Annotated in this window: 16 protein-coding genes; 6 read left to right on the top strand and 10 right to left on the bottom strand. The window is 61.4% G+C overall.

All coding sequences use genetic code 11. From position 1 onward, the window contains the following. Window positions 1-234 precede the first annotated feature (234 nt). From choV to IB255_RS14330, 4 genes are all read right to left on the bottom strand, one after another. Window positions 235-1413 (bottom strand): choline ABC transporter ATP-binding protein, encoded by a 1179-nt coding sequence (gene choV / locus IB255_RS14345; protein ID WP_192210512.1) that lies wholly within the window; start codon window positions 1411-1413, stop codon window positions 235-237. A gap of 5 nt (window positions 1414-1418) precedes the next feature. Continuing rightward, the gene (gene choW, locus IB255_RS14340) at window positions 1419-2258 is read right to left on the bottom strand and encodes a choline ABC transporter permease subunit (RefSeq protein WP_081519043.1); all 840 of its coding nucleotides are present in this window, start codon (window positions 2256-2258) and stop codon (window positions 1419-1421) included. A 54-nt stretch (window positions 2259-2312) separates the two neighbouring features. Then, a complete protein-coding gene (locus tag IB255_RS14335; protein WP_045213872.1) occupies window positions 2313-3254 on the bottom strand; it encodes a choline ABC transporter substrate-binding protein in 942 nt (313 codons plus the stop codon). Between the two features lie 241 nt (window positions 3255-3495). Then, the gene (locus IB255_RS14330) at window positions 3496-4434 is read right to left on the bottom strand and encodes a choline ABC transporter substrate-binding protein (protein WP_192210511.1); all 939 of its coding nucleotides are present in this window, start codon (window positions 4432-4434) and stop codon (window positions 3496-3498) included. A 335-nt stretch (window positions 4435-4769) separates the two neighbouring features. Here IB255_RS14330 and IB255_RS14325 point away from each other — a divergent pair, with 335 nt between their 5' ends. The 3 genes from IB255_RS14325 (at window position 4770) to IB255_RS14315 (ending at window position 9264) form a co-directional block, all read left to right on the top strand. Next, window positions 4770-6146: an L-serine ammonia-lyase gene (locus IB255_RS14325; RefSeq protein WP_192210510.1), complete on the top strand. Its 1377-nt coding sequence runs from the start codon at window positions 4770-4772 to the stop codon at window positions 6144-6146. A gap of 382 nt (window positions 6147-6528) precedes the next feature. Then, window positions 6529-7635, top strand: a complete 1107-nt coding sequence (locus IB255_RS14320; protein ID WP_024766695.1) for a GlxA family transcriptional regulator — start codon at window positions 6529-6531, stop codon at window positions 7633-7635. Between the two features lie 165 nt (window positions 7636-7800). Continuing rightward, window positions 7801-9264, top strand: coding sequence for a hypothetical protein (locus IB255_RS14315; RefSeq protein WP_192210509.1), 1464 nt, complete (start codon window positions 7801-7803; stop codon window positions 9262-9264). 62 nt (window positions 9265-9326) lie between these two features. On the opposite strand, the gene IB255_RS14310 is transcribed toward IB255_RS14315, so the two are convergent. Beyond that, the gene (locus IB255_RS14310; RefSeq protein WP_225594831.1) at window positions 9327-9806 is read right to left on the bottom strand and encodes a Bro-N domain-containing protein; all 480 of its coding nucleotides are present in this window, start codon (window positions 9804-9806) and stop codon (window positions 9327-9329) included. Window positions 9807-10253: 447 nt separating this feature from the next. On the opposite strand from IB255_RS14310, the gene IB255_RS14305 reads away from it, so the two are divergent. After that, window positions 10254-10907: a hypothetical protein gene (locus tag IB255_RS14305; RefSeq protein ID WP_192210508.1), complete on the top strand. Its 654-nt coding sequence runs from the start codon at window positions 10254-10256 to the stop codon at window positions 10905-10907. A 12-nt stretch (window positions 10908-10919) separates the two neighbouring features. On the opposite strand, the gene IB255_RS14300 is transcribed toward IB255_RS14305, so the two are convergent. Further along, window positions 10920-11324: a VOC family protein gene (locus IB255_RS14300; RefSeq protein WP_192210507.1), complete on the bottom strand. Its 405-nt coding sequence runs from the start codon at window positions 11322-11324 to the stop codon at window positions 10920-10922. Window positions 11325-11481: 157 nt separating this feature from the next. Here IB255_RS14300 and IB255_RS31060 point away from each other — a divergent pair, with 157 nt between their 5' ends. Together IB255_RS31060 and IB255_RS14290 are read left to right on the top strand one after the other, a co-directional pair. Further along, window positions 11482-11733, top strand: coding sequence for a type II toxin-antitoxin system MqsR family toxin (locus IB255_RS31060; RefSeq protein WP_412548120.1), 252 nt, complete (start codon window positions 11482-11484; stop codon window positions 11731-11733). 2 nt (window positions 11734-11735) lie between these two features. Next, window positions 11736-12140: a type II TA system antitoxin MqsA family protein gene (locus IB255_RS14290; RefSeq protein ID WP_192210506.1), complete on the top strand. Its 405-nt coding sequence runs from the start codon at window positions 11736-11738 to the stop codon at window positions 12138-12140. Between the two features lie 172 nt (window positions 12141-12312). Here IB255_RS14290 and IB255_RS14285 read toward each other — a convergent pair whose 3' ends face one another. From IB255_RS14285 to IB255_RS14270, 4 genes are all read right to left on the bottom strand, one after another. Next, window positions 12313-13008, bottom strand: a complete 696-nt coding sequence (locus IB255_RS14285) for a hypothetical protein (protein ID WP_192210505.1) — start codon at window positions 13006-13008, stop codon at window positions 12313-12315. A gap of 345 nt (window positions 13009-13353) precedes the next feature. Next, window positions 13354-13659 carry a hypothetical protein gene (locus tag IB255_RS14280; protein WP_192210504.1) on the bottom strand — a complete coding sequence of 102 codons (306 nt, stop codon included), beginning with the start codon at window positions 13657-13659 and terminating at the stop codon, window positions 13354-13356. Window positions 13660-14472: 813 nt separating this feature from the next. Then, window positions 14473-14928, bottom strand: coding sequence for a hypothetical protein (locus IB255_RS14275; protein ID WP_192210503.1), 456 nt, complete (start codon window positions 14926-14928; stop codon window positions 14473-14475). Between the two features lie 11 nt (window positions 14929-14939). Next, on the bottom strand, window positions 14940-19259 hold the full coding sequence (locus tag IB255_RS14270) for a hemagglutinin repeat-containing protein (protein ID WP_225594830.1): 4320 nt from the start codon (window positions 19257-19259) through the stop codon (window positions 14940-14942). Window positions 19260-19313: the final 54 nt, after the last annotated feature.

Raw genomic sequence — 19313 nt, 5'->3', positions numbered from 1 at the left:
TGAACCGTAGGATGGCGTGGAGCGAAGCGATACCCATCGATTCGCCCCGCCATCAGCATGGGTATCGCTGCGCTCCACCCATCCTACAAAAGCGCTCCCGCGCGGACTTGTAGGAGCGGGCCATGCCCGCGATCGCGCCCATGGGGCGCTCCTACAGGTGAACACCGTCGCCAGCCCCAACAAAAACGCCGGCTCCCTTCCCAGGGAGCCGGCGTTTTTCATTCAGGCGGGCAATCAGCCCAGGTTCTTGCCCAGCAGCGCGTGGTACAGCTCGCTGTCGCCGAGCACGCCGACGACGCGGCTCTGCTCCTGCAGCACCAGCTTGTGGCCGGTCTGGTAGCGGATCTGCAGCGCGTCGCGCATGCGGATGTTGACGTCCACCAGGGTCGGCTCGTGCTTGAGCTTCTCCACCGGGTCACCCGGGCGCCATTGCTGCAGGTCGATGATGTTGCTGCCCTGGCGAGCGGTCTTGATCTGGTTCGACTCGGTCAGGCCCAGCCAGCAGTCGCGGCCCTGGTCGAAGCACACCTCGTCGGCCTGGCGGCGGCACTGGTCCAGGCCACGCATCAGGCTGGAGCCGCACAGCACGTTGAGCGGGTTGGTGTGGGCCACGAAGGTGCGCACATAGTCGTCCGCCGGGCTGAGCACGATTTCCTCGGGCTTGCCGTGCTGGATGATGCGGCCGTCCTTCATGATCGCGATGCGCGTACCGATCTTCAGCGCCTCGTCCAGGTCGTGGCTGACGAAGACGATGGTCTTGTGCAGCTGGCGTTGCAGCACCAGCAGTTCATCCTGCAGCTGCTGGCGGATCAGCGGGTCCAGCGCGGAGAAGGGTTCGTCCATCAGCAGGATGTCGCCATCCATCGCCAGCGCGCGGGCCAGGCCGACGCGCTGCTGCATGCCGCCGGAGAGCGAATCCGGGCGCTTGTCGCGCCATTGCGACAGGCCGACCAGTTCGAGCTTCTCGTCGATCACCTTCTTCCGCTCGTTGGCCGGGCGGCCCTGCATCTCCAGGCCGAAGCCGATGTTCTCGGCCACGGTCAGCCAGGGCATCAGCGCGAACTTCTGGAACACCATGGCGATGCGCTTGGTGCGCATGGTCTTGAGCACCGCCGGCGAGCAGTTGGCGATATCCACCTGCTGGCCTTCGTGCTCGATCAGCAGCTTGCCGCGGCTGACCCGGTTAAGGCCGTTGATGCAACGCAGCAGGCTGGACTTGCCCGAGCCCGACAGGCCCATCATCACGCAGATTTCGCCGCGTTCGACATCCAGGCAGGCATCCTCGACACCCAGCACCTGGCCGGTGCGCTTGAGGATTTCCTCGCGGCCCAGGCCCTGATCCAGCAGCTTGAGCGCTTCCTTGGTGTGGGTGCCGAAAATCACATCCACATGTTCGAATCGAATCGCCGACATAGTACTTACCTCCCCCGCAGCGAACGTTGCTTGCACACCCGGTCGAGCAGGATGGCGAGCAGGACGATGGCCAGACCGGCCTCGAAGCCGAGGGAAATGTCCGCCGTGTTGAGCGCGTTGACCACCGGCTTGCCGAGGCCATCAGCACCCACCAGCGCGGCGATAACCACCATCGACAGCGACAACATGATGCATTGGGTGATCCCCGCGCCGATGCTTGGCATGGCGTGCGGCAGCTCGATGCGCGTCAGCAGTTGCCAGCGCGAGCAGCCGAAGGCCTTGCCGGCGTCCAACAGCTCCGCCGGCACATCCTGGATACCCAGGCAGGTGAGGCGGATGGGCGCGGCGATGGCGAAGATCACCGTGGAGATCAGACCCGGAACCACACCCAGGCCGAACAGGGTCAGGGTGGGGATCAGGTAGACGAAGGTGGGCACCGTCTGCATCAAATCCAGCAGCGGCCTCAGCCCGGTGTAGAACCAGGGCTTGTGCGCCGCCAGGATGCCCAGCGGCACCCCGACGGCAATGCACACCACCGTGGCGAAGATCACCTGCGCCAGGGTCTCCATGGTTTCCTGCCAGTACCCCAGGTTGAGGATCAGCAGCAGCGAGGCCAGGGCAAATACGGCAAGCCCCCAGCTGCGCTGGATGTAGAACACCAGGAAGACCAGCAGCGCGATCAGCGCCAGCGGGTTGAACCAGAGCAGGCTGTTGGTGACGCCGTGGATGAGGAACTCGAGGGTGTCGGAAATCTTGTCGAACACCGACGCGCCATGTTGCGTGAGCCAGTCGACGAAGGCGGCGATATGCTCGCCCAGCGGTAACTTGTGGTCAGTCAGAAACATAATGCGGGCCCATCAGAAGCTTGAGGAATCGGCCAACGGCAATGCTTTCGGCACTTACTTAGCGAATGCCACCTTGGCTGCCGCCAAGGCCGGTTTGCCGTCACGGGTGGTCACGCCGGCGAGCCAGGCGTCGAGCAGTTCCGGATGGTCCTTCAACCAGGCTTTTGCCGCCTCTTCGGGCTTCTTGCCCCCGTTGAGCACGGCGTCCATGAGTTTGTTTTCCATTTCCAGGGTGAAGGTCAGGTTGGTCAGCAGCTTGCCGACGTTGGAACATTCCTGGACGTAGCCCTTGCGGACGTTGGTGTAGATGGTCGCGCCGCCGTAGTTGGGGCCGAACACATCGTCCCCGCCTTCGAGGTACTTCATCTTGAAGCGGGTGTTCATCGGATGCGGTTCCCAGCCCAGGAACACGATCCACTGGTTGCGGCGGTCGGCGCGCCCGACCTGCGAGAGCATGCCCGCCTCGCTGGACTCCACCAGCTTGAACTTGCCCAGGTCGAACTGGTTCTTGTCCAGCATGCCCTGGACCAGGCGGTTGCCGTCGTTGCCCGGCTCGATGCCGTAGATCTTGTTGCCCAGCTTGTCGGCGTACTTGCTGATATCCGCGAAGGATTTCAGCCCGCCGTCGTAAGCGGCCTGGGTCACGGCCAGGGTGTACTTGGCGCCCTCGAGGTTGGCTTTCACCGTCTCCACCGAGCCATTGTCGGCGTAGGGCTTGATGTCGTTGGCCATGCTCGGCATCCAGTTGCCGAGGAAGACGTCGAGATCCTTGTTCGCCAGCGACTTGTAGGTCACCGGCACGGACAACATGGTCACCTTGGTGGTGTAGCCAAGCGACTCGAGCACCTGACGGGTAGTAGCGGTGGTCACGGTGATATCGGTCCAGCCGACGTCGGAGAATCGAACCGTGCCGCACGACTCAGGTTCAGCGGCCTGAACCGCCAGCGGTGCGCAAACGGACACAGCAGCCAGCAGCAAAGACTTGCAACCTTTCATGAGCGTACTCCTCTGCGGGGTGGGGCGACGGCGCTGCGCGCATGGGGCGCGGCGGTCTGAAAATTATTGGTGGGACCTCAGGTACAGGTCCTTTTGTTGTCATTTCGTAAACGATCATGGAGCAGGAAAATTTCGTCGCCTACCGGGTGGGTCGCATCCAGTGCAGGCGAAGTCGTATTCAGCACCAGCCATGTCGCATCCAGTGGAAAGGCCCGGTTCCAGCGACTTGCAGAGGCCCGGATCATTCCATGGCGGCGGTTTTCTGGCCCCCTGGCGCCGCACCCGATGCGCTCGGAGCGACACCCTGCAGCCAGCCGTCGAGTACCTGCGGGTTGGCCTTCAGCCAACTCTTGGCGGCCTGGCGGGGATTGCGTCGCTCGTTGAGCACCGCATCCATCAGCTGGTTCTCCATCGCCAGGTCGAATTTCAGGTTCTTCAGCAGCCGCGCGACATTGGGGCACTCCTGAAGATAGCCTGCTCTGACGTTGGTGAAGACCGTCGCACCGCCATAGTTGGGACCGAAGTAGGAATCCCCTCCCTCCAGATAGTTCATTTGGATTCGGGTATTCATCGGGTGCGGCTCCCAGCCCAGGAACACGATGGGTTGCTTCAAGGCCCCGGCTCGCTTGACGTAGGCCAGCATGTCGGCCTCGCTGGACTCCACCAGCTTGAAGTCGCCCAGGCCGAAGGCTTTCTCCTTGATCATCTTCTGGATCAGCTGGTTGCCGTCGTTGCCCGGCTCGATACCGTAGATGCGCCCGCCCAGCTGCTCCTTGAATTTTGCGATATCGGCAAAAGTCTTCAGGCCCGCCTCATAGGCATAGCGCGGCACCGCGAGGGTGTACTTGGCGCCTTCGAGGTTGGCGCCCACGGTTTCCACCAGGCCCTTGTCGGCGAAAGGCTTGATGTCGTTCGCCATGCTCGGCATCCAGTTGCCGAGGAACACGTCGATCTTCTTCTCCGACATCGCCTTGTAGGTGTCCGGCACCGACAGCCGCACCACCTGCGTGCGGTAGCCCTGGTGGCTGAGCACCAGGCGGGTCACCGCGGTGGTCACGGTGATGTCGGTCCAGCCGACATCGGCGAAGCGCACCACGGCGCAGGATTCGGGTTCGGCGGCGCGCACGACGCCCGGAAGTACCACGGATAACGCCAACAGCGACGACACAAGACTCTTCATGAGACCAGCCTCTGACTGCGGAGAATGGGGGTGGATACGGGCGAACGCGGCCGTTCGTCGGTGGCGGATCATGGAACAGCGAAGCCGCCCACGCCTATCGACCGGTCGTGGTTCGCGGCGCTCGCGTCGTAAAGAGGCAAGCTTTCGTCGGCCCCGGAACAGGTGGCTTCGCGCCCCGCACCGACGGGGTGCGCAGGCGGCGTTATTGGATACGGCCGCGTCGCCGATGGACGCAGCCGGCGCCGGACTTGGGTCGATGATGGCCGGGCATCGCGGGCACAGGGACGTGCCTATCCCCCCTCTCTCATGGACGTGCAGCTCGCCCGGAGTCCGGCATGGCAATCAGTGTGTTCGACCTGTTCAAGATCGGTATCGGCCCTTCCAGTTCGCACACGGTCGGCCCCATGCGCGCCGCCGCGCTGTTCGTCGGCGCCCTGCGCGAACGGCAGATGCTCGAACGCACCAGCCGCGTGGAGGTGCGCCTGTACGGCTCGCTGTCCGCCACCGGCGTCGGCCACGGCACCGACCGCGCCGTCATCATGGGCCTGATGGACGAATGGCCGGACCGCATCGACCCCAGCCAGATCGAGCCGCGCATGGCGCGGCTGCGCAGCAGCGGCGAACTGCTGCTGGCCGGCAGCCGGGCGATCCCCTTCGACTGGGTCCGCGACATGCGCCTGCTCGAAGAAAACCTGCCCTACCATCCCAACGCCATGCGCCTGACCGCCATCGAAGGCGACCACGTGCTGCACAGCGACACCTACTACTCCATCGGCGGCGGCTTCGTGGTCGACGAGGAACAGGCCGCCTCCGGCAGCCTCGACACCGACAACACCGTGCTGCCCTACGACTTCGCCAGCGCCGCCGAACTGCTCATGCTCTGCCGCCGCCACAACCTGCGCGTGTCCGAGCTGATGATGGCCAACGAGCGCATGTGGCGCAGCGAAACCGACATCCGCGAAGGCCTCAGGAGCATCTGGCAGGCCATGCGCGACTGCGTGGAAAACGGCCTGCGCCACGAAGGCATCCTCCCCGGCGGCCTCAACGTGCAGCGCCGCGCCGCGCGCCTGCACCGCAACCTGCAGGAAATCGGCAAGCCCAACGTCATCGGCTCGACCCTCTCCGCCATGGAATGGGTCAACCTCTTCGCCCTCGCCGTGAACGAGGAAAACGCCGCCGGCGGGCGCATGGTCACCGCGCCCACCAACGGCGCGGCCGGCATCATCCCGGCGGTGCTGCACTACTACATGCGCTTCAACCCCGACGCCAGCGACGACGACGTCACCAACTACCTGCTGGCCGCCGCCGCCGTCGGCATCCTGTGCAAGAAGAACGCCTCCATCTCCGGCGCCGAAGTCGGCTGCCAGGGCGAAGTCGGCTCCGCCTGCGCCATGGCAGCGGCGGGCCTTGCCGAAGTGCTCGGCGCCTCCCCCGAACAGGTAGAGAACGCCGCCGAGATCGGCCTGGAACACAACCTGGGCCTCACCTGCGACCCGGTCGGCGGCCTCGTCCAGGTGCCCTGCATCGAACGCAACGCCATCGCCGCGGTGAAGGCCATCAACGCCGCGCAGATGGCCCTGCGCGGCGACGGCCAGCACTTCATCAGCCTCGACCAGGTGATCCGCACCATGCGCAACACCGGCGCCGACATGCACGACAAGTACAAGGAAACCTCGCGCGGCGGATTGGCCGTCAGCATCATCGAGTGCTGACCCTCAATCGACCACGCCAGAGCCGGCGCGCCCCCTGATGGCGCAAGCGGTACGCCCGTCCCGACCAGACAGCGGGCGTTACCGTTCCGGGCACAGCACCACCGGCGCCGTGACCGGTGAGTGCTACCAAAAACCCCAGGCCACGATCCATGCGTATTTGCGACCTTCGAGGCGTCGCATTCCGGACCTGCAAAAACGGCATTCCCATGCCGTTTTCTTTTTTAGTTGAACGCCCATTCAACCTAGGCACGGCATTTGCCTTGTCATAGGCAGCGAGAAAAGAGGAACCGCCCGGGCCAACCCCGAGGCCGACTCCCGAACAGAACAACAAGCATAAGAAACGCCTCCCGTGAGGCGACTGTGACTAGCGTGAGGTGACTGAATGAACGCGTTCAACCCCGGAGTTCCCCCGCAAAACCGAGCTCCGCAGTCCATCGGCTTCCTGCTGCTGGACAACTTCACCCTGATCTCCCTGGCCTCGGCGGTGGAACCGCTGCGCATGGCCAACCAGCTCTCCGGACGCGAACTCTACCGCTGGCACACCCTGAGCCTCGACGGCCGCCAGGTCTGGGCCAGCGACGGCCTGCAGATCACCCCCGACGCAGCCTGCGACAGCGCCCCGCAGATGGACACGCTGATCGTGGTCGGCGGCGTCGGCATCCAGCGCAGCGTCACCCGCGAACACACCACCTTCCTCCAGGCCCAGGCGCGCCTGGGTCGCAAGCTCGGCGCCGTGTGCACCGGCAGCTGGGCACTGGCCCGCGCCGGCCTGCTCGACGGCTACGACTGCTCGGTGCACTGGGAATGCCTGGCCGCCATGCAGGAAGCCTTCCCCCGCGTGGCCATGAGCACCCGGCTGTTCTCCATCGACCGCAACCGCTTCACCTCCTCCGGCGGCACCGCGCCGATGGACATGATGCTGCACCTGATCGGCCGCGAGCACGGCCGCGAACTCTCGGCGGCGATCTCCGAAATGTTCATCTACGAGCGCATCCGCAACGAACAGGACCACCAGCGCGTACCGCTCAAGCACATGCTCGGCACCAACCAGCCCAAGCTGCAGGAAATCGTCGCGCTGATGGAAGCCAACCTCGAGGAGCCCATCGACCTCGACGAACTGGCCGTCTACGTCAACGTCTCGCGCCGCCAGCTCGAACGCCTGTTCCAGAAGTACCTGCACTGCTCGCCGTCGCGCTACTACCTCAAGCTGCGCCTGATCCGCGCGCGCCAGCTGCTCAAGCAGACCTCGATGTCGATCATCGAAGTCGCCTCGGTGTGCGGCTTCGTCTCCACCCCGCACTTCTCCAAGTGCTACCGCGAATACTTCGGCATCCCGCCGCGCGACGAGCGCCAGGGCCAGCCCATCGGCCAGCCGGTCATGGTCATGCCCATCCCGCAGGACCTCGCCCTCATGCCCAACTCCTCGGCCATCTCCGCGCTCAGCCAGGCCCAGGGCGAATCCACCTTCGCCAGCGTGCGCGTGCTCTGACGACACCCTGGAGCAACACGAAGGGGAGGCCACCGGCCTCCCCTTTTTCATTCCTGTGACGCATTGCTCCCCATCATTCAGATTCGTCTGAATCGCAAAGCGCCGAGAATCTCGCAGTCTCCGAACGGTCGGCCCCAGCCGGCAAGCTTTGGAGCCACGAGACACATGGATACCGCCCTCGAATACCTGGCGCGGCGTACGCGGGAGCTGTATCGCACGGCCATCGAACTGAACCAATCGACGCTGACCGGCATCCAGCTGCTGCGCCAACTCGAACGCCTGCGCCCGGAAATCTTCGACGTCAGCCGCCAGCTCGCCGACCTACTCGGCGAACAGACCGACGCGCTCGCCCAGGCCCGGGCCGACAAGGCGCAAAAGCTCATTCTCGCCCTTCACCGCCGGCTGCTCAGTGGCTACTGGCACCTGCTACGGACCCGCCGCGCCGAGCGCAAGACCGCCGCCCTGCTGATGCAACGCATGGTGCGCAGCCTCCAGGAAGTCCACTGCAACTGCCTGCAGAACCAGCACCCGGCACCCCCCGGCCTGTGGCACCTGCTGCACCAGCTGTACGGGCGCGCCCTGCGGCTGGAAGTCCAGCACCTGCCCATCAGCGACGGCGAAGCCTTCGAACCGCGCAGCCAGACCATCGCGGGGGGCTACCTGCATTGCCTGCTCATCGCCGGCTCCCGGCCGCTGGAAATCCCCGCAGAGAGCTTGCCGGCGCTGATCGAATCCACCCAGGTCTTCGCCTCCATCGTCCACATCCAGCCGGAACAGCCGGGCAACGCCTGGCGGCTTGATCGCGAGAGCGACCGTCCCTTCCGCGATCCGGATGCCGCGAGCAGCAGCAGCGGCCTCGCCCTGAAGCTCGACGAACTGCTGGACATGCTCAAGCGCTTCGTTGCGGCCAGCAACGGCGACGCGGGTTTCGATCTCAACGCCCATCTGCTCGCCTGCTGGGGCACGGCAGACGCGGCCCCGGGTCCCTGGCAGGTCTGCCGCAGCATCCCGGCCCTGCTCGCCCACCTCGGCGTCACCGAGGACAGCAGCCTCGATGCCCGCCACTTCCAGCGCCAGCAACACCAGAGCGACGTCTGGTCCCACCACGCCAGCGGCCGCGGCGGGCTGGACGAGCTGGTCGCGCACCAGGGCGACATCGAGTTCAGCCCCCCCACGCCCGTCCCCAGCCTTCCGCCCACCCTACCGCTGGACCAGTCCCACACGAGCGGGCAACACTTCAGTGGGCACTGGGAAGACTCGCCGCCACCGGCCGTTGGCGAACTGCTGGGCCTCCTCCTGACTCCCGGCGGCGCCTGGCAACTGGCCCAGGTGGAAAGCCTCCGCCTGCTCGGCGGCGACCGCTATGAACTGCGCGGCGCGTGGCTGTCCGCACAACCACGCCCCTGCCGCCTCAGCCTGCGCAGCAAATTCCAGGAAAGCGCTCCCCACCACGCCCTGCTGCTACCCGACACGAACCCACTCCGCGTGCTCTGCCCGACACTCCCGCTGGAGGCGGGCCGAAAGGTCACGGTGGAAGATCAGGGCCGACACTACATGGCCTTGCTGGGAGAACCGGCCGGCAACACCTTCCCGCTCACCCCACTGGAAGTGGCCGCCGACCCGCCCTGATACCTGAGCCTGGGACACACCCTCGCCCGCCGGAGAGGGTGCTGTTGCTGGAGCGGCCAGCCCTATCCCCGCCCGTCCAGCTCCATCAACCGCGCCGCATCGGTAAACCGCACCCACAACCGCCCCTGCCAATCCAGCAAGGCAATGTGCTGCCCCTGCACCTCCCGGAACTTGTGGCGCGGCAACAGCGCGTTGTCCTGCTGCGCCGCACGCAGCGCCGGCACCACCTCGTTGCTCAGCCACTGCCGCAGGCTACGGTTCTCCGGGTGGTACAGGTGCAACAACAGCAGCGCATACACCCCGCTCTCGCTCACCAGCCACTCATCCTCCGCCGCGCCGGCCAGGCGCTCCCGGCGCGACTGGTCCGGCTCCAGCTTGCGCACCAGCTCCGCCCCGCGCTTGCTCGCGGTCAGCTTGGTCAGGTCGCGCAGCACGAACCACGGCTGCTGATCCAGCAGCACGCCGCGCAACTGGCGGTTATAGCGCACGAAGGATTGGGTATTCAGGCCATGTTCGGCCGGGAAGGACATCGACGTCATCATGCAGAAGCTCCTTGCTCAAGACAGGAAGCCGCCGCCCGAAACAGCCGAAATAAGGGAGGCGGACCGTGCAAGGGTGGAAAACCAGCTCAACACACAAAACCGGCCGGACCGAAGTCCGCCTCACACGGTCCGCCATAGACAACCAGCGTCAATCCGGCCCGGTTGGGCCAGATTTCCTCTGCTATGGCGATGTGTGTTGAGTACAGGTTTCCACACCTGACCACGCCGAAACGTGGTGCCAGGAACGCTACGCAGAGGGCTTGTAGGACCGCAACGCCGGCGCAGTGTAGGGAAACTCCCGCAGCTGCACAGGCAAACACCCCGCCAACGCTGCGACGATAGGAAGCATGAGACAGCCATCAATAGCAGCACATCGCCATTGAGCCGCAGCGGCAAGCCCTGCATCATGCCCGGTCATCACACCACGCCACGGAAGGACGTTACTCGATGAAATGGCTCATGCTCGCCGTCGGCGCGCTGCTGCTCACCGGTTGCAGCTACGACAAGACCATCCTGCGCAACGAAACCGAAGCAGCCAAGTACGACCCCGCCACCAGCGCCCGCCTGCGCATCTACTCCGCACCGGAAAAGATCGCCACCTTCGTACCCGGCAAGACCTGCGAGGCCTACTTCAATCACCGGGTGAATGGCCGACTGGTCGGCGACATCGTCGCGCGTACCCACGACCCCAAGCAGCGCTACATCCTCTGGCGCACCTCCGACGTGCTCAACATGAAGGCCGAGGATTACCAGAACCGCGTGATCGGCATCCCCGCCACCGCGCACACCGAAGCAGTGAAGACCGATCGCCTGGGCTACGACGAATTCGTGATTCCCGCCAACCAGCCGGTGCTGGTCGATATCGGCTACATGGTCGAGAACGGCCACTGCTACCCGCCGGCCATCCAGTTCGTGCCCGAGGCCGGCAAGGACTATGAGGCGAGCCTCGAATTCCACAAGGAGAGCTACCTCGCCAACGCCAAGTGTTCCGTCGACCTCGTCGCCCTGAGCGGTAGCGGAACCGTCCAGGAAACCCGCCCCGTCCCCACCAACTATTGCGGCAACGACGGCCACGGCAACTACTTCACCGTGACGCCCTGACCGCTCACCGGCTCAAGCTCCCGGCGACAGGTTCAACTGCCACGACACCCCGAACCTGTCGCTCACCCAGCCAAATCGCGGGCTGAAGCCGTAGTCGCCCAAGGGCATATACACGCGCCCACCCTCCGCCAGCACCGCGAAAATCCGCTCCAGCACATCCCCCGACTCGAACTCCACGAAGATCGAACTGGACGGCGTGAAATCGAAGTCATGCTTCACCGGGCTGTCCGAACACAGGAATGCCTGCCCGCACACCTCGAACCGCGCCACCTTGATCGTCCCCTCCGGCCCCGGCTCACCGGCGCCATAGCGCTCCACGTGCACCACGCGGGAGTTGGGAAAAGTAGCGAGATACAAATCCAGCGCCGCCTGCGCGACGCCGCCCTGGAACATGAGGAAGGGAGTGGCTGTAGTCATGACGGCTCTCCTGCGAAGGGAAGGGGCCAGTCTAGGACATCGGTAAGGCGATTCCGAAACGACCGGATTTCCGTGGCTGAAATTAACCTATAAGGTTAATTTCGTTCGATGGAAAAGCGCACGCCTCACCACAAGCTTCCGCTGATCAGGCTCGCCATTGCCGAGCGGCGATATCGCTTCACCCGCGTGGCACTGGAAGGCGCCCTCGAACTGGGGGCTGGAGTCCACAGAACAGGTCCTGGCGGTCATTACCGGCCTAACCTCGGCGGACTTCTACAAGAGCATGACCACCTACGCCGACCACAGCATCTGGCAGGACGTCTATCGCCCGTGGGTGAACGGCCGGCAGGCGTACGTAAAGCTCACCCTGCAGGGCGACTTGCTCATCGTTTCATTCAAGGAGAAGTGACCATGCTATGTCCGGTCTGCGGCCAGGCCGACCTGGTCCACGCCATCCGCGACTTGCCCTACACGTACAAGGGGCAGTTCACCACCATTGCCCGAGTCGAGGCTGACTGGTGCGACGCCTGCGGCGAGTCCATCACCGGGCCAACCGAGAGCGAGCGTGTCATGCAGGCCATGGCCGAGCATCGCCGCCAGGTGAATCAGGCAGCCGGCCACCAGACGCTGATCCGCGAAGTCCGCAAGGAACTGCTGCACCTGTCCCAGCGTGAAGCGGGAGAGCTGTTCGGTGGCGGCCCAAACGCTTTCAGCCGTTACGAACGTGGCGAAACCGAGCCCCCGGTCGCTCTGGTCAAATTGTTCGGCATCCTCAAGACGCACCCCGAGCTGGCGGAGGAAGTGCGCCAGGAATAAGCGAAGAAGAAAAAGAAGAAAAAGGGGACAGATTTATTTTCTGTACTCTAATCCCGACTCGCCAGCCAGCTTTAGAGTAGAAAAATAAATCTGCCTCCTTTCCATGGAAACTTGAAATTGTTTTCTTAAATAACTCGCGACCAATTTTACCCAACCTCAGCACGATATCGGTCTATAAATTCACGCCCAGATCTGGCAAGGGGAAATCGTACCCGCAGTAATGGAGGCGCGTTCTGAAGAAACGCCTGTCGGGATAATCATCTCCTGACATTCTATTTTCATCGAACCGATTTTTCTGATCTTCACATATCCTCTGCCTATTCTTCTGAACCGACTCGATCTCGACGCTACTCATATGGTTCACGACCAAACTATCGAAGAATGGCCGAATAAATTCCTTTTCCATATCAATTCCGTCCGAGCCTTGCTCTTGTCTTTGCGAAACTTCGACGTGAAAGGGAATCGACAACCCACTCTGTTTTTCCCAGCACCAATATTCGATCTTCTCGACCCATCCGCCGACATTCGATTTATGTGGGAGATAGCTATATCTATCGCAATCATTATCCCCAACCAGAACTTTCTCGATCTTGTCAGGACGACCCAGTTCGGGGGAGTGAACCCCTCTAGCCAAAATATATTTAGAAAAAGTTTCCCTCCCTACAAGAGTGTCAAGTCGACGGGCATTACTTACAAATGACATAGAATACCGAGCAGTATGTGATTCAAAATCCCCGCTTTGAAAAACCCCTGCTGTTCCAATATAAACAGCATCCGCCTCTTTATCATAATCAAACCCACCCGAAGTCACCCCACAGGGAGCTCGTTGAAATATTTGTGGAATATCAAACGAGAAACGCTGCATCATGGTGACTCTACTTTTACCCACCTCACACAACATCAGAGAGCCATCCGTCTCGGTCTCATAGACGAGCCGCCCTGGGCTAGAACAGCCAGCCAATAGGACGCTCTCCAATAAAAAAATTATCCACAATATAAATTTCATGGGCTGACTACCTTCCCGGAATAATGGGACAGATTTATTTTCGACACTCTAATCCTGACTCTGCATCTAGCTTTAGAGTAGAAAAATAAATCTGTCCCCTTTTTTCTTGAGCTCTAACGGACAGCGGGAAAGACCCAAAGTCTCCGTCACCTTTAGATAAGGCGTTATCCCAAGCAGGAGTGCCTTTGGGAACAACTGACTGCTTAGCTACTCTCTTCTTCGATAAACCACCCGCCCTACATCCGAGAAAGCCGGTAAGCTTTGAGCACCAATAATAATCTCATACTTGCACCCAAGACCAATATCTTGACACGCAGTATATTGACAAACAACATCCTCAATCTCTTCTATATCTTCATGAAAATCTTTCTCCAAGTAAAAGCTAAGAATCCAATCGGGATCGTTATAGCACAGAGCAACCATTCTGAAGTTTTTGGAGATTGCACCAACTAGGGCCTGAACAACCATGACCACTTGGAAGTTCCACTCATCCAAACTCAAATTAGAACTCACTTCGGACTCCAACTAAGCGGAAAAAATGGACAGTTTTATTTTCTGCACTCTCAATCAGCATGGATCTCCAACATTATTTCCGTCCTTATCTTTTATCCAGAAAGTCCATTCTCCCTTCGTGTCAAAGAAGTTCGTTTTAACCTCCCCAACAAAAACGTACGACTCGCCGGCGCGAGCCAAAAAGCATTTTGTACTAGTATTAGCGCGCCACCTGCTGGACATACTTGCGGTAATCGAACGAACGCCAGGAGGAACTTCATAACGGTTGAAGCTACCAACCCCTATTTGCTTCCCATCGACTCGTACGATATAAGGCTCTTGTCGAAGACTAGGCTCCACAGCAATGATGGAAAACCCTTCTTGTTCAACAATATCTGGACTACGGTACGTCCCAGCACATCCGCAAATCAAAACAATACTAGAAACCAGCACCACAATTCTTAATTTTCTCAAAGTTCATTCTCACACTAAGTGGATAGAGAAAGAGATCAGAAAAGTTGGCAGCTTTATTTCGGAACTCTAACCCTGACTCATCAGTCGGCATCAGAGTAGAAAATAAATCTGTCTCCTTTTCTATTCCTTGGCGGGACATAACAGCTACGCATACTTGAAATTTGTATGAACCTGCCCGCCTTTACTATAAGACATGACAAATGAGTCCCAGCACTCTCCCCGCTGATCAGCGTTAGCTCGAAACCTCTTCACAAGCCCATACAAATTCAGAAAAAGGGGACAGATTTATTTTCTGTACTCTAATCCTGACCCGCTAGATCGTTTTAGAGTAGAAAAATAAATCTGTCCTCTTTCCTACCTTTAATCCTTTGACAAAGAAAAAATAGAAGCCAAATCATTGCAGAACTTCTTCATATCGAGAAAATCAATTTCCGCCTCAAATCCAAAATACACATTTGATGACTCATCATCTTTTCCTCCAAGATTAAACATAAAACTTACAAAGAAGTATCCATCATCTTTACTCTCTGCCTCCCCCGCTAAAAATGCAACTTGAAAATCGTTATCCAAAGGCATATAGAAGTATGGTTCAAAAGCCCCCCCCTCATTTACTGTGGCCACGCGCGAATCATAGCAATCCAGCAATCTTGAAGCATCAGCCCTATACAACCGACAATAGAAAACTCTATCCAATAGTCCAGAGTACTTACCGTGAAATTCACACCTAATTGAAAAATCAGCTATCCCTTCCGAGGGGAAAAACCCCTCTTCACAAAAGGATAAAACTCCTGCGCTGCTTTTAAACTCTATGTTCATTTCTGCCAATCTCAAAATGGGAGACTTTCCCAGCCTTGGTTTCGCGCCATTTTCTCCACTTCAAATTTTTTAAAATTTCGCATACCAGTAACAATTCCACCCTCACCTTCCACGACAATGTTGTACCTTGCCTTACTTCCACTTCCATTTTTTTGGACATAAACCGTGGCACCGTCCAACTGCGTAATCGTATGAGTGGAGTTATTTATAACATCATCCACCTGCTGGAGGTCCTTGAAGCCATGCCGTGTCAAGCTTTCAACCGCATGATCAGTTAGCGTTCTTCCGCTAGGAGTACTTGTCTCGCTTATCATAGCGCCCGGCGACGGAACCGGCCCGGCCGGAGAAGTATTGATTGATCCGTTATTCTCGTGGATCTCACTCCCCCCGGTGCTTACCGAGGTGTCGACTTTACCGTCTGCCCCATACCCTCCACTCCCAGGCTTCCACAGTGTCGGATCAACCGAGGGCGTCACCAGTGGCAAGCTATCCGGCTGGAATATGGGGAAGCGAAGATCGGTCGGGCTAACCGGTGAACCTGGCTGCAGCAGGATCAGGTACAGTGCCAGCTTTTGCACATCCTCTCGAACGCTGGAACTGAGCTCAGGTGCAACCTTGGCCCACGCCTCCTGCGCCTGCGGGGTGGTGGCAATCAGGGCAGCCCCCAACGCCGCTGCTAATCCGCCCTCTAGCAGTACTTGGGCGAAGTTCTGCTTCATTGCGTCCTGGCCCAGCAGGCGATGCATGATCTCCGTCGCAGCGGCCGCTGCTTGTGGGTCCTTGATCGCCAATTGACCGATTTGCTCTGACAGGCCCTGCCGCACTTCAGCCGGCAGCTTTTCCGCGCCATAGCTATCGAGAAGGCGACCTGCTGCCGCGTAGCGCTCGTCAGGAGTACCAGTTGTCAGCTCCTTGCGGTTTTGCGCTTGCTGGAGGCCCTCCACGAAGGCCGGGACAGCATTCCCTACCGTCTCCGCGATATAGCCCGCACGCTCCACCGAATTGCTGCTGAGGTAGAGGTCTTCGCCCTTGTGCTCATCCTTCAGCAACTCCTGAGCCTTGTCCGTGTCACGGTTGAGGCCGGAGAGGTCCTGCCCCGGGTTATCGCGCACGACGATCTCGCCGGCGCCCACCGTGGCGCGATTGACCTGCTCGGCGTTACGGATGTCGTAGCTGCCAGCAATGAACTTGTTGGGGACCTGGGCCTGGTCGTTGGTGGTCTTGCCTTTGTCCTGGTTTTCCTTGCTGTTGTAGGCCATGCCCGAGGTGATATCGACGCTCTTGTAGCGATCCTTGTCGTAAAGGTCGCTGTGGCCGAAGGTGCCGGTGTTGAGCAGCAGGTCGCCGGTGTTGCTGGCGATAACTGCGCCGTCCAGCTGAGTGTGGCCTTCGGTGTAGATGTCAACGCTGTCGCGGCCCTGGATGCGGGTCTGCTCACCTACCCAATTGCGCTTGCCGTCGGTCTTGCTGACGGAGATCGCGCCGCTGCCGCCACCAAATCCACCCGAACCGCTATGGCTCTGGCCGTTGCCTTCGATGCGATCCTGATCACGCACTGAGGCGACCGTGAGGTCGCGGCCGACGTCGATCTTCACACCGCCACCTTCCACCGTGGCACCGGCGATCAGGGTGTCTCGGCCGCTGCGCAGGTCGATGTCACCACCGGCATTGAGGTGGGCGTTGTTCTGCCGTGAGCCGTTCTGCTCCTGGTTGTTCCAGGCCACTGAACCGGCGCCGTAGATGCCGCTGTTGGATGTGTTGGTGCCGGAACTGTTCGAGCCGATGCTGCTGGAGCCTTGCTGGCTGGCAACGTTGTAGTTGCCGACGCCGATGCCGACCGAGCCGCTGACGCTGTCGCTGTGGTCCTTGCTGCGGTAGTTGCTCTGGCTGCTCTGGATGCTCAGGTCGCGCCCGGCATCGAGCACGATGTTGCGCCCGGCGTCCGCCTGGGTGCCTTGCAGGGTGATGTCGCGGCCGGCCTGGGCAATGATGTCGCGCCCAGCGTTGAGGGTGGAATTGCGCGCGTCGTACTGCTGGGCTTCCCCGTTGCTTTGCTCCTGGTTGGCACCGACGTAGATGCTCGCGGAGGCGCCGGCATCGCTAGTGCCGTCGATGGTTTTCAGCACGCTGGAAACCTTGCCGAAGACGGTCTCGCCGTCGCCCAGGTGGCCGAAGTTCTGGATACCGGTGCTGATGCTCTGGCTGCCCTGTACGCCGATGCTGGCGCGCTGGTGCCGCTTGACCCGCTCCTGCTCGCTGGTGTCCTGCCCGGCATCGGAGACGATGTCACGGCCGGCGACCAGGCGAATGTCACGGCCGGCATCGAGGTCGCTACCCTGCTGGCGGATATCCCTGCCGGCGCGGATGTCGAGGTCTTCCCCGGCGCGAACCTGGCTGCCCGCCGCTGCCGTGTCGACCTGCTTGCCGTGCTCGGCATTCCAGTCGATACCCAGGTAGGCGACGCCGGTGGTTTCCTCGGCTTTCCAGCCCAGGCCGGTCTGACGCTTCTTGTCCCAGTCCTTGGCGCTGGAGGTGCTTTCACCGGGCAGAATGTTGACGTCGCGGTCGGCCTGCATGCCCACCGTGCGCTCAGCGGCGATGTTGCTGCCGACGACGTTGATATCGCGCGCGGAGGTCATGCGCACATCGCGCCCTGCGGCGATCTCGCTCGGAGCGTTGACGGTCTGCTCGCTGGTGTTGCCAGCCTTGCTCGCGGTGTTGATGGAGACGAAGTTGCCGGAGTTGCTGATGCCCCACTTGCTGCGCTGCTTCTCGGCATAGGAGGAACTGCTGTCACTGCCGGCGACGATGTTGATGTCGCCCGTGGCGTCGAGCTTGCCGGCGTGCAGTTCCACATCTCGCCCGGCGCCGATGCGACTGGCATTGACGTCGACGTTGCGCCCCGCCACGAGGACGGTGTCGCTGCCGCCCTGGAGGATCGAGCCGACCTGTTCGGTGGAGGCGCTGTTACGCACCTCTTTCATCTTGGAGACGCCGAAGGCGCTGGACTTGCTCTTGCCACTGGCGCTGGCCTGATCCTGCTCGGTAGCCAGGATGGCAATATCCCTCGTGGCACCGAGCATCAGGTCATTGCCCGCCTGCAGCTGGCTGCCGGCAACCACCAGATCGCGGCCGCCGTTCAGGCGAATGCCGCCGTCTTCGGCCTTGCTGATGTTGACGGTGAGGTCCTTGCCGGCCTGGATCACCGAGTCGACGTTGGCCTCGGCATAGCTCTCGGAGGTTTTGGTCTTGCTCTTGCCGAACGAGCCTTCCTTCTTCTTGTACAGGTAGGCGTACTGCTCGTTCTGTGTGGCGACGATGGCGACGTCGCGCTCGGCATCCAGGGCCACGTTTGCGCCGCCCTTGACCTGGCTGCCGATTACACCCAGGTCCTGCCCCGCATACAGCGACACATCGCCACCGGCGGTGAGGACGGTGGATTGCTGCTCGACCCGATCGTTCTTGCTCTTGGTCTTGCGCGTGTTGCTATAGCTGTGGCTCTCATCCGCCGCCGAGGCGAGGGTGACGTCGCGGCCGGCGCTCAGGGCGGCGTCGCGGGCAGCGTCGAGGCGGCTGGCGACGGCGTTGAGGTCGCGCCCGGCGCTGATGTCGAGGTCGCGGCCGGCGCTGGCTTCGGCGCCCAGCTGGGTGGTGGTTTCGCTGTAGTAGCGGCGGCCGTTGAGCTGGCCGTTGGTAACTTCTACCGAGGCGATGTTGACGTCGCGGTCTGCGCCGATGAACAGGTCGCCACGGCTCTGCAGCACGCCACCGAGGTTGCTGACGTCACGGCCGGCGCTGATGTCGAGGCTGTTGGCGGCCTCGATGCGGGCGGCGCTGTCGGCGAAGCTGGTGGTCCAGGTGCGGTTGGCGCTCTGCGCGCTGTCGATGCGGGTGACGCTGCGTTCGTTGATCACATCGCCGGTCAGTGCGGTGAGGCTGACGTCGCGCCCGGCGATGATGCCGCCGGCGGCGTTGCGGATGCTGTCGTCGGCGAGCAGGTCGAGGCGGTTGCCGGCCTGGATCAGCCCGCTGTTGCTCAGGTTGCTGGCACTGGCGCTGAGGTTGTTGCTGGCGCGCAGGGTGCCGGCGTTGTTGAGTGCGCCGCCGCTGATGAGGGTGACGTCCTGGCCCTGGATCAGCGCGCCGGTGGGGGCTAGGCGGTTTTCCGCCTGGGCGAGGTAGAGCACCGGGACGAGGACCTTCTCTCCATTCACCTCGGCTTCTTCGAGCCAGACGATGTCGTGGGTCAGGGCCGCGACCTGTTCGGCGGAGAGGCCTACGCCGACGGAGAGCTGCAGGCTGTCCTTGTAGGGCGAGCCGGGGTTTGGCAACGCGTGCGTTGCCCCGGCGAGCGACCCGCCAGGGATGGCGGGGCCGGGGGTGCA

Origin of the sequence: Pseudomonas sp. PDM22, assembly GCF_014851965.1 — a bacterium.
Classification (GTDB): domain Bacteria; phylum Pseudomonadota; class Gammaproteobacteria; order Pseudomonadales; family Pseudomonadaceae; genus Pseudomonas.
The sequence above is the reverse complement of the archived record's forward strand: the minus strand, read 5'-3'. Positions and strand labels throughout refer to the sequence as shown.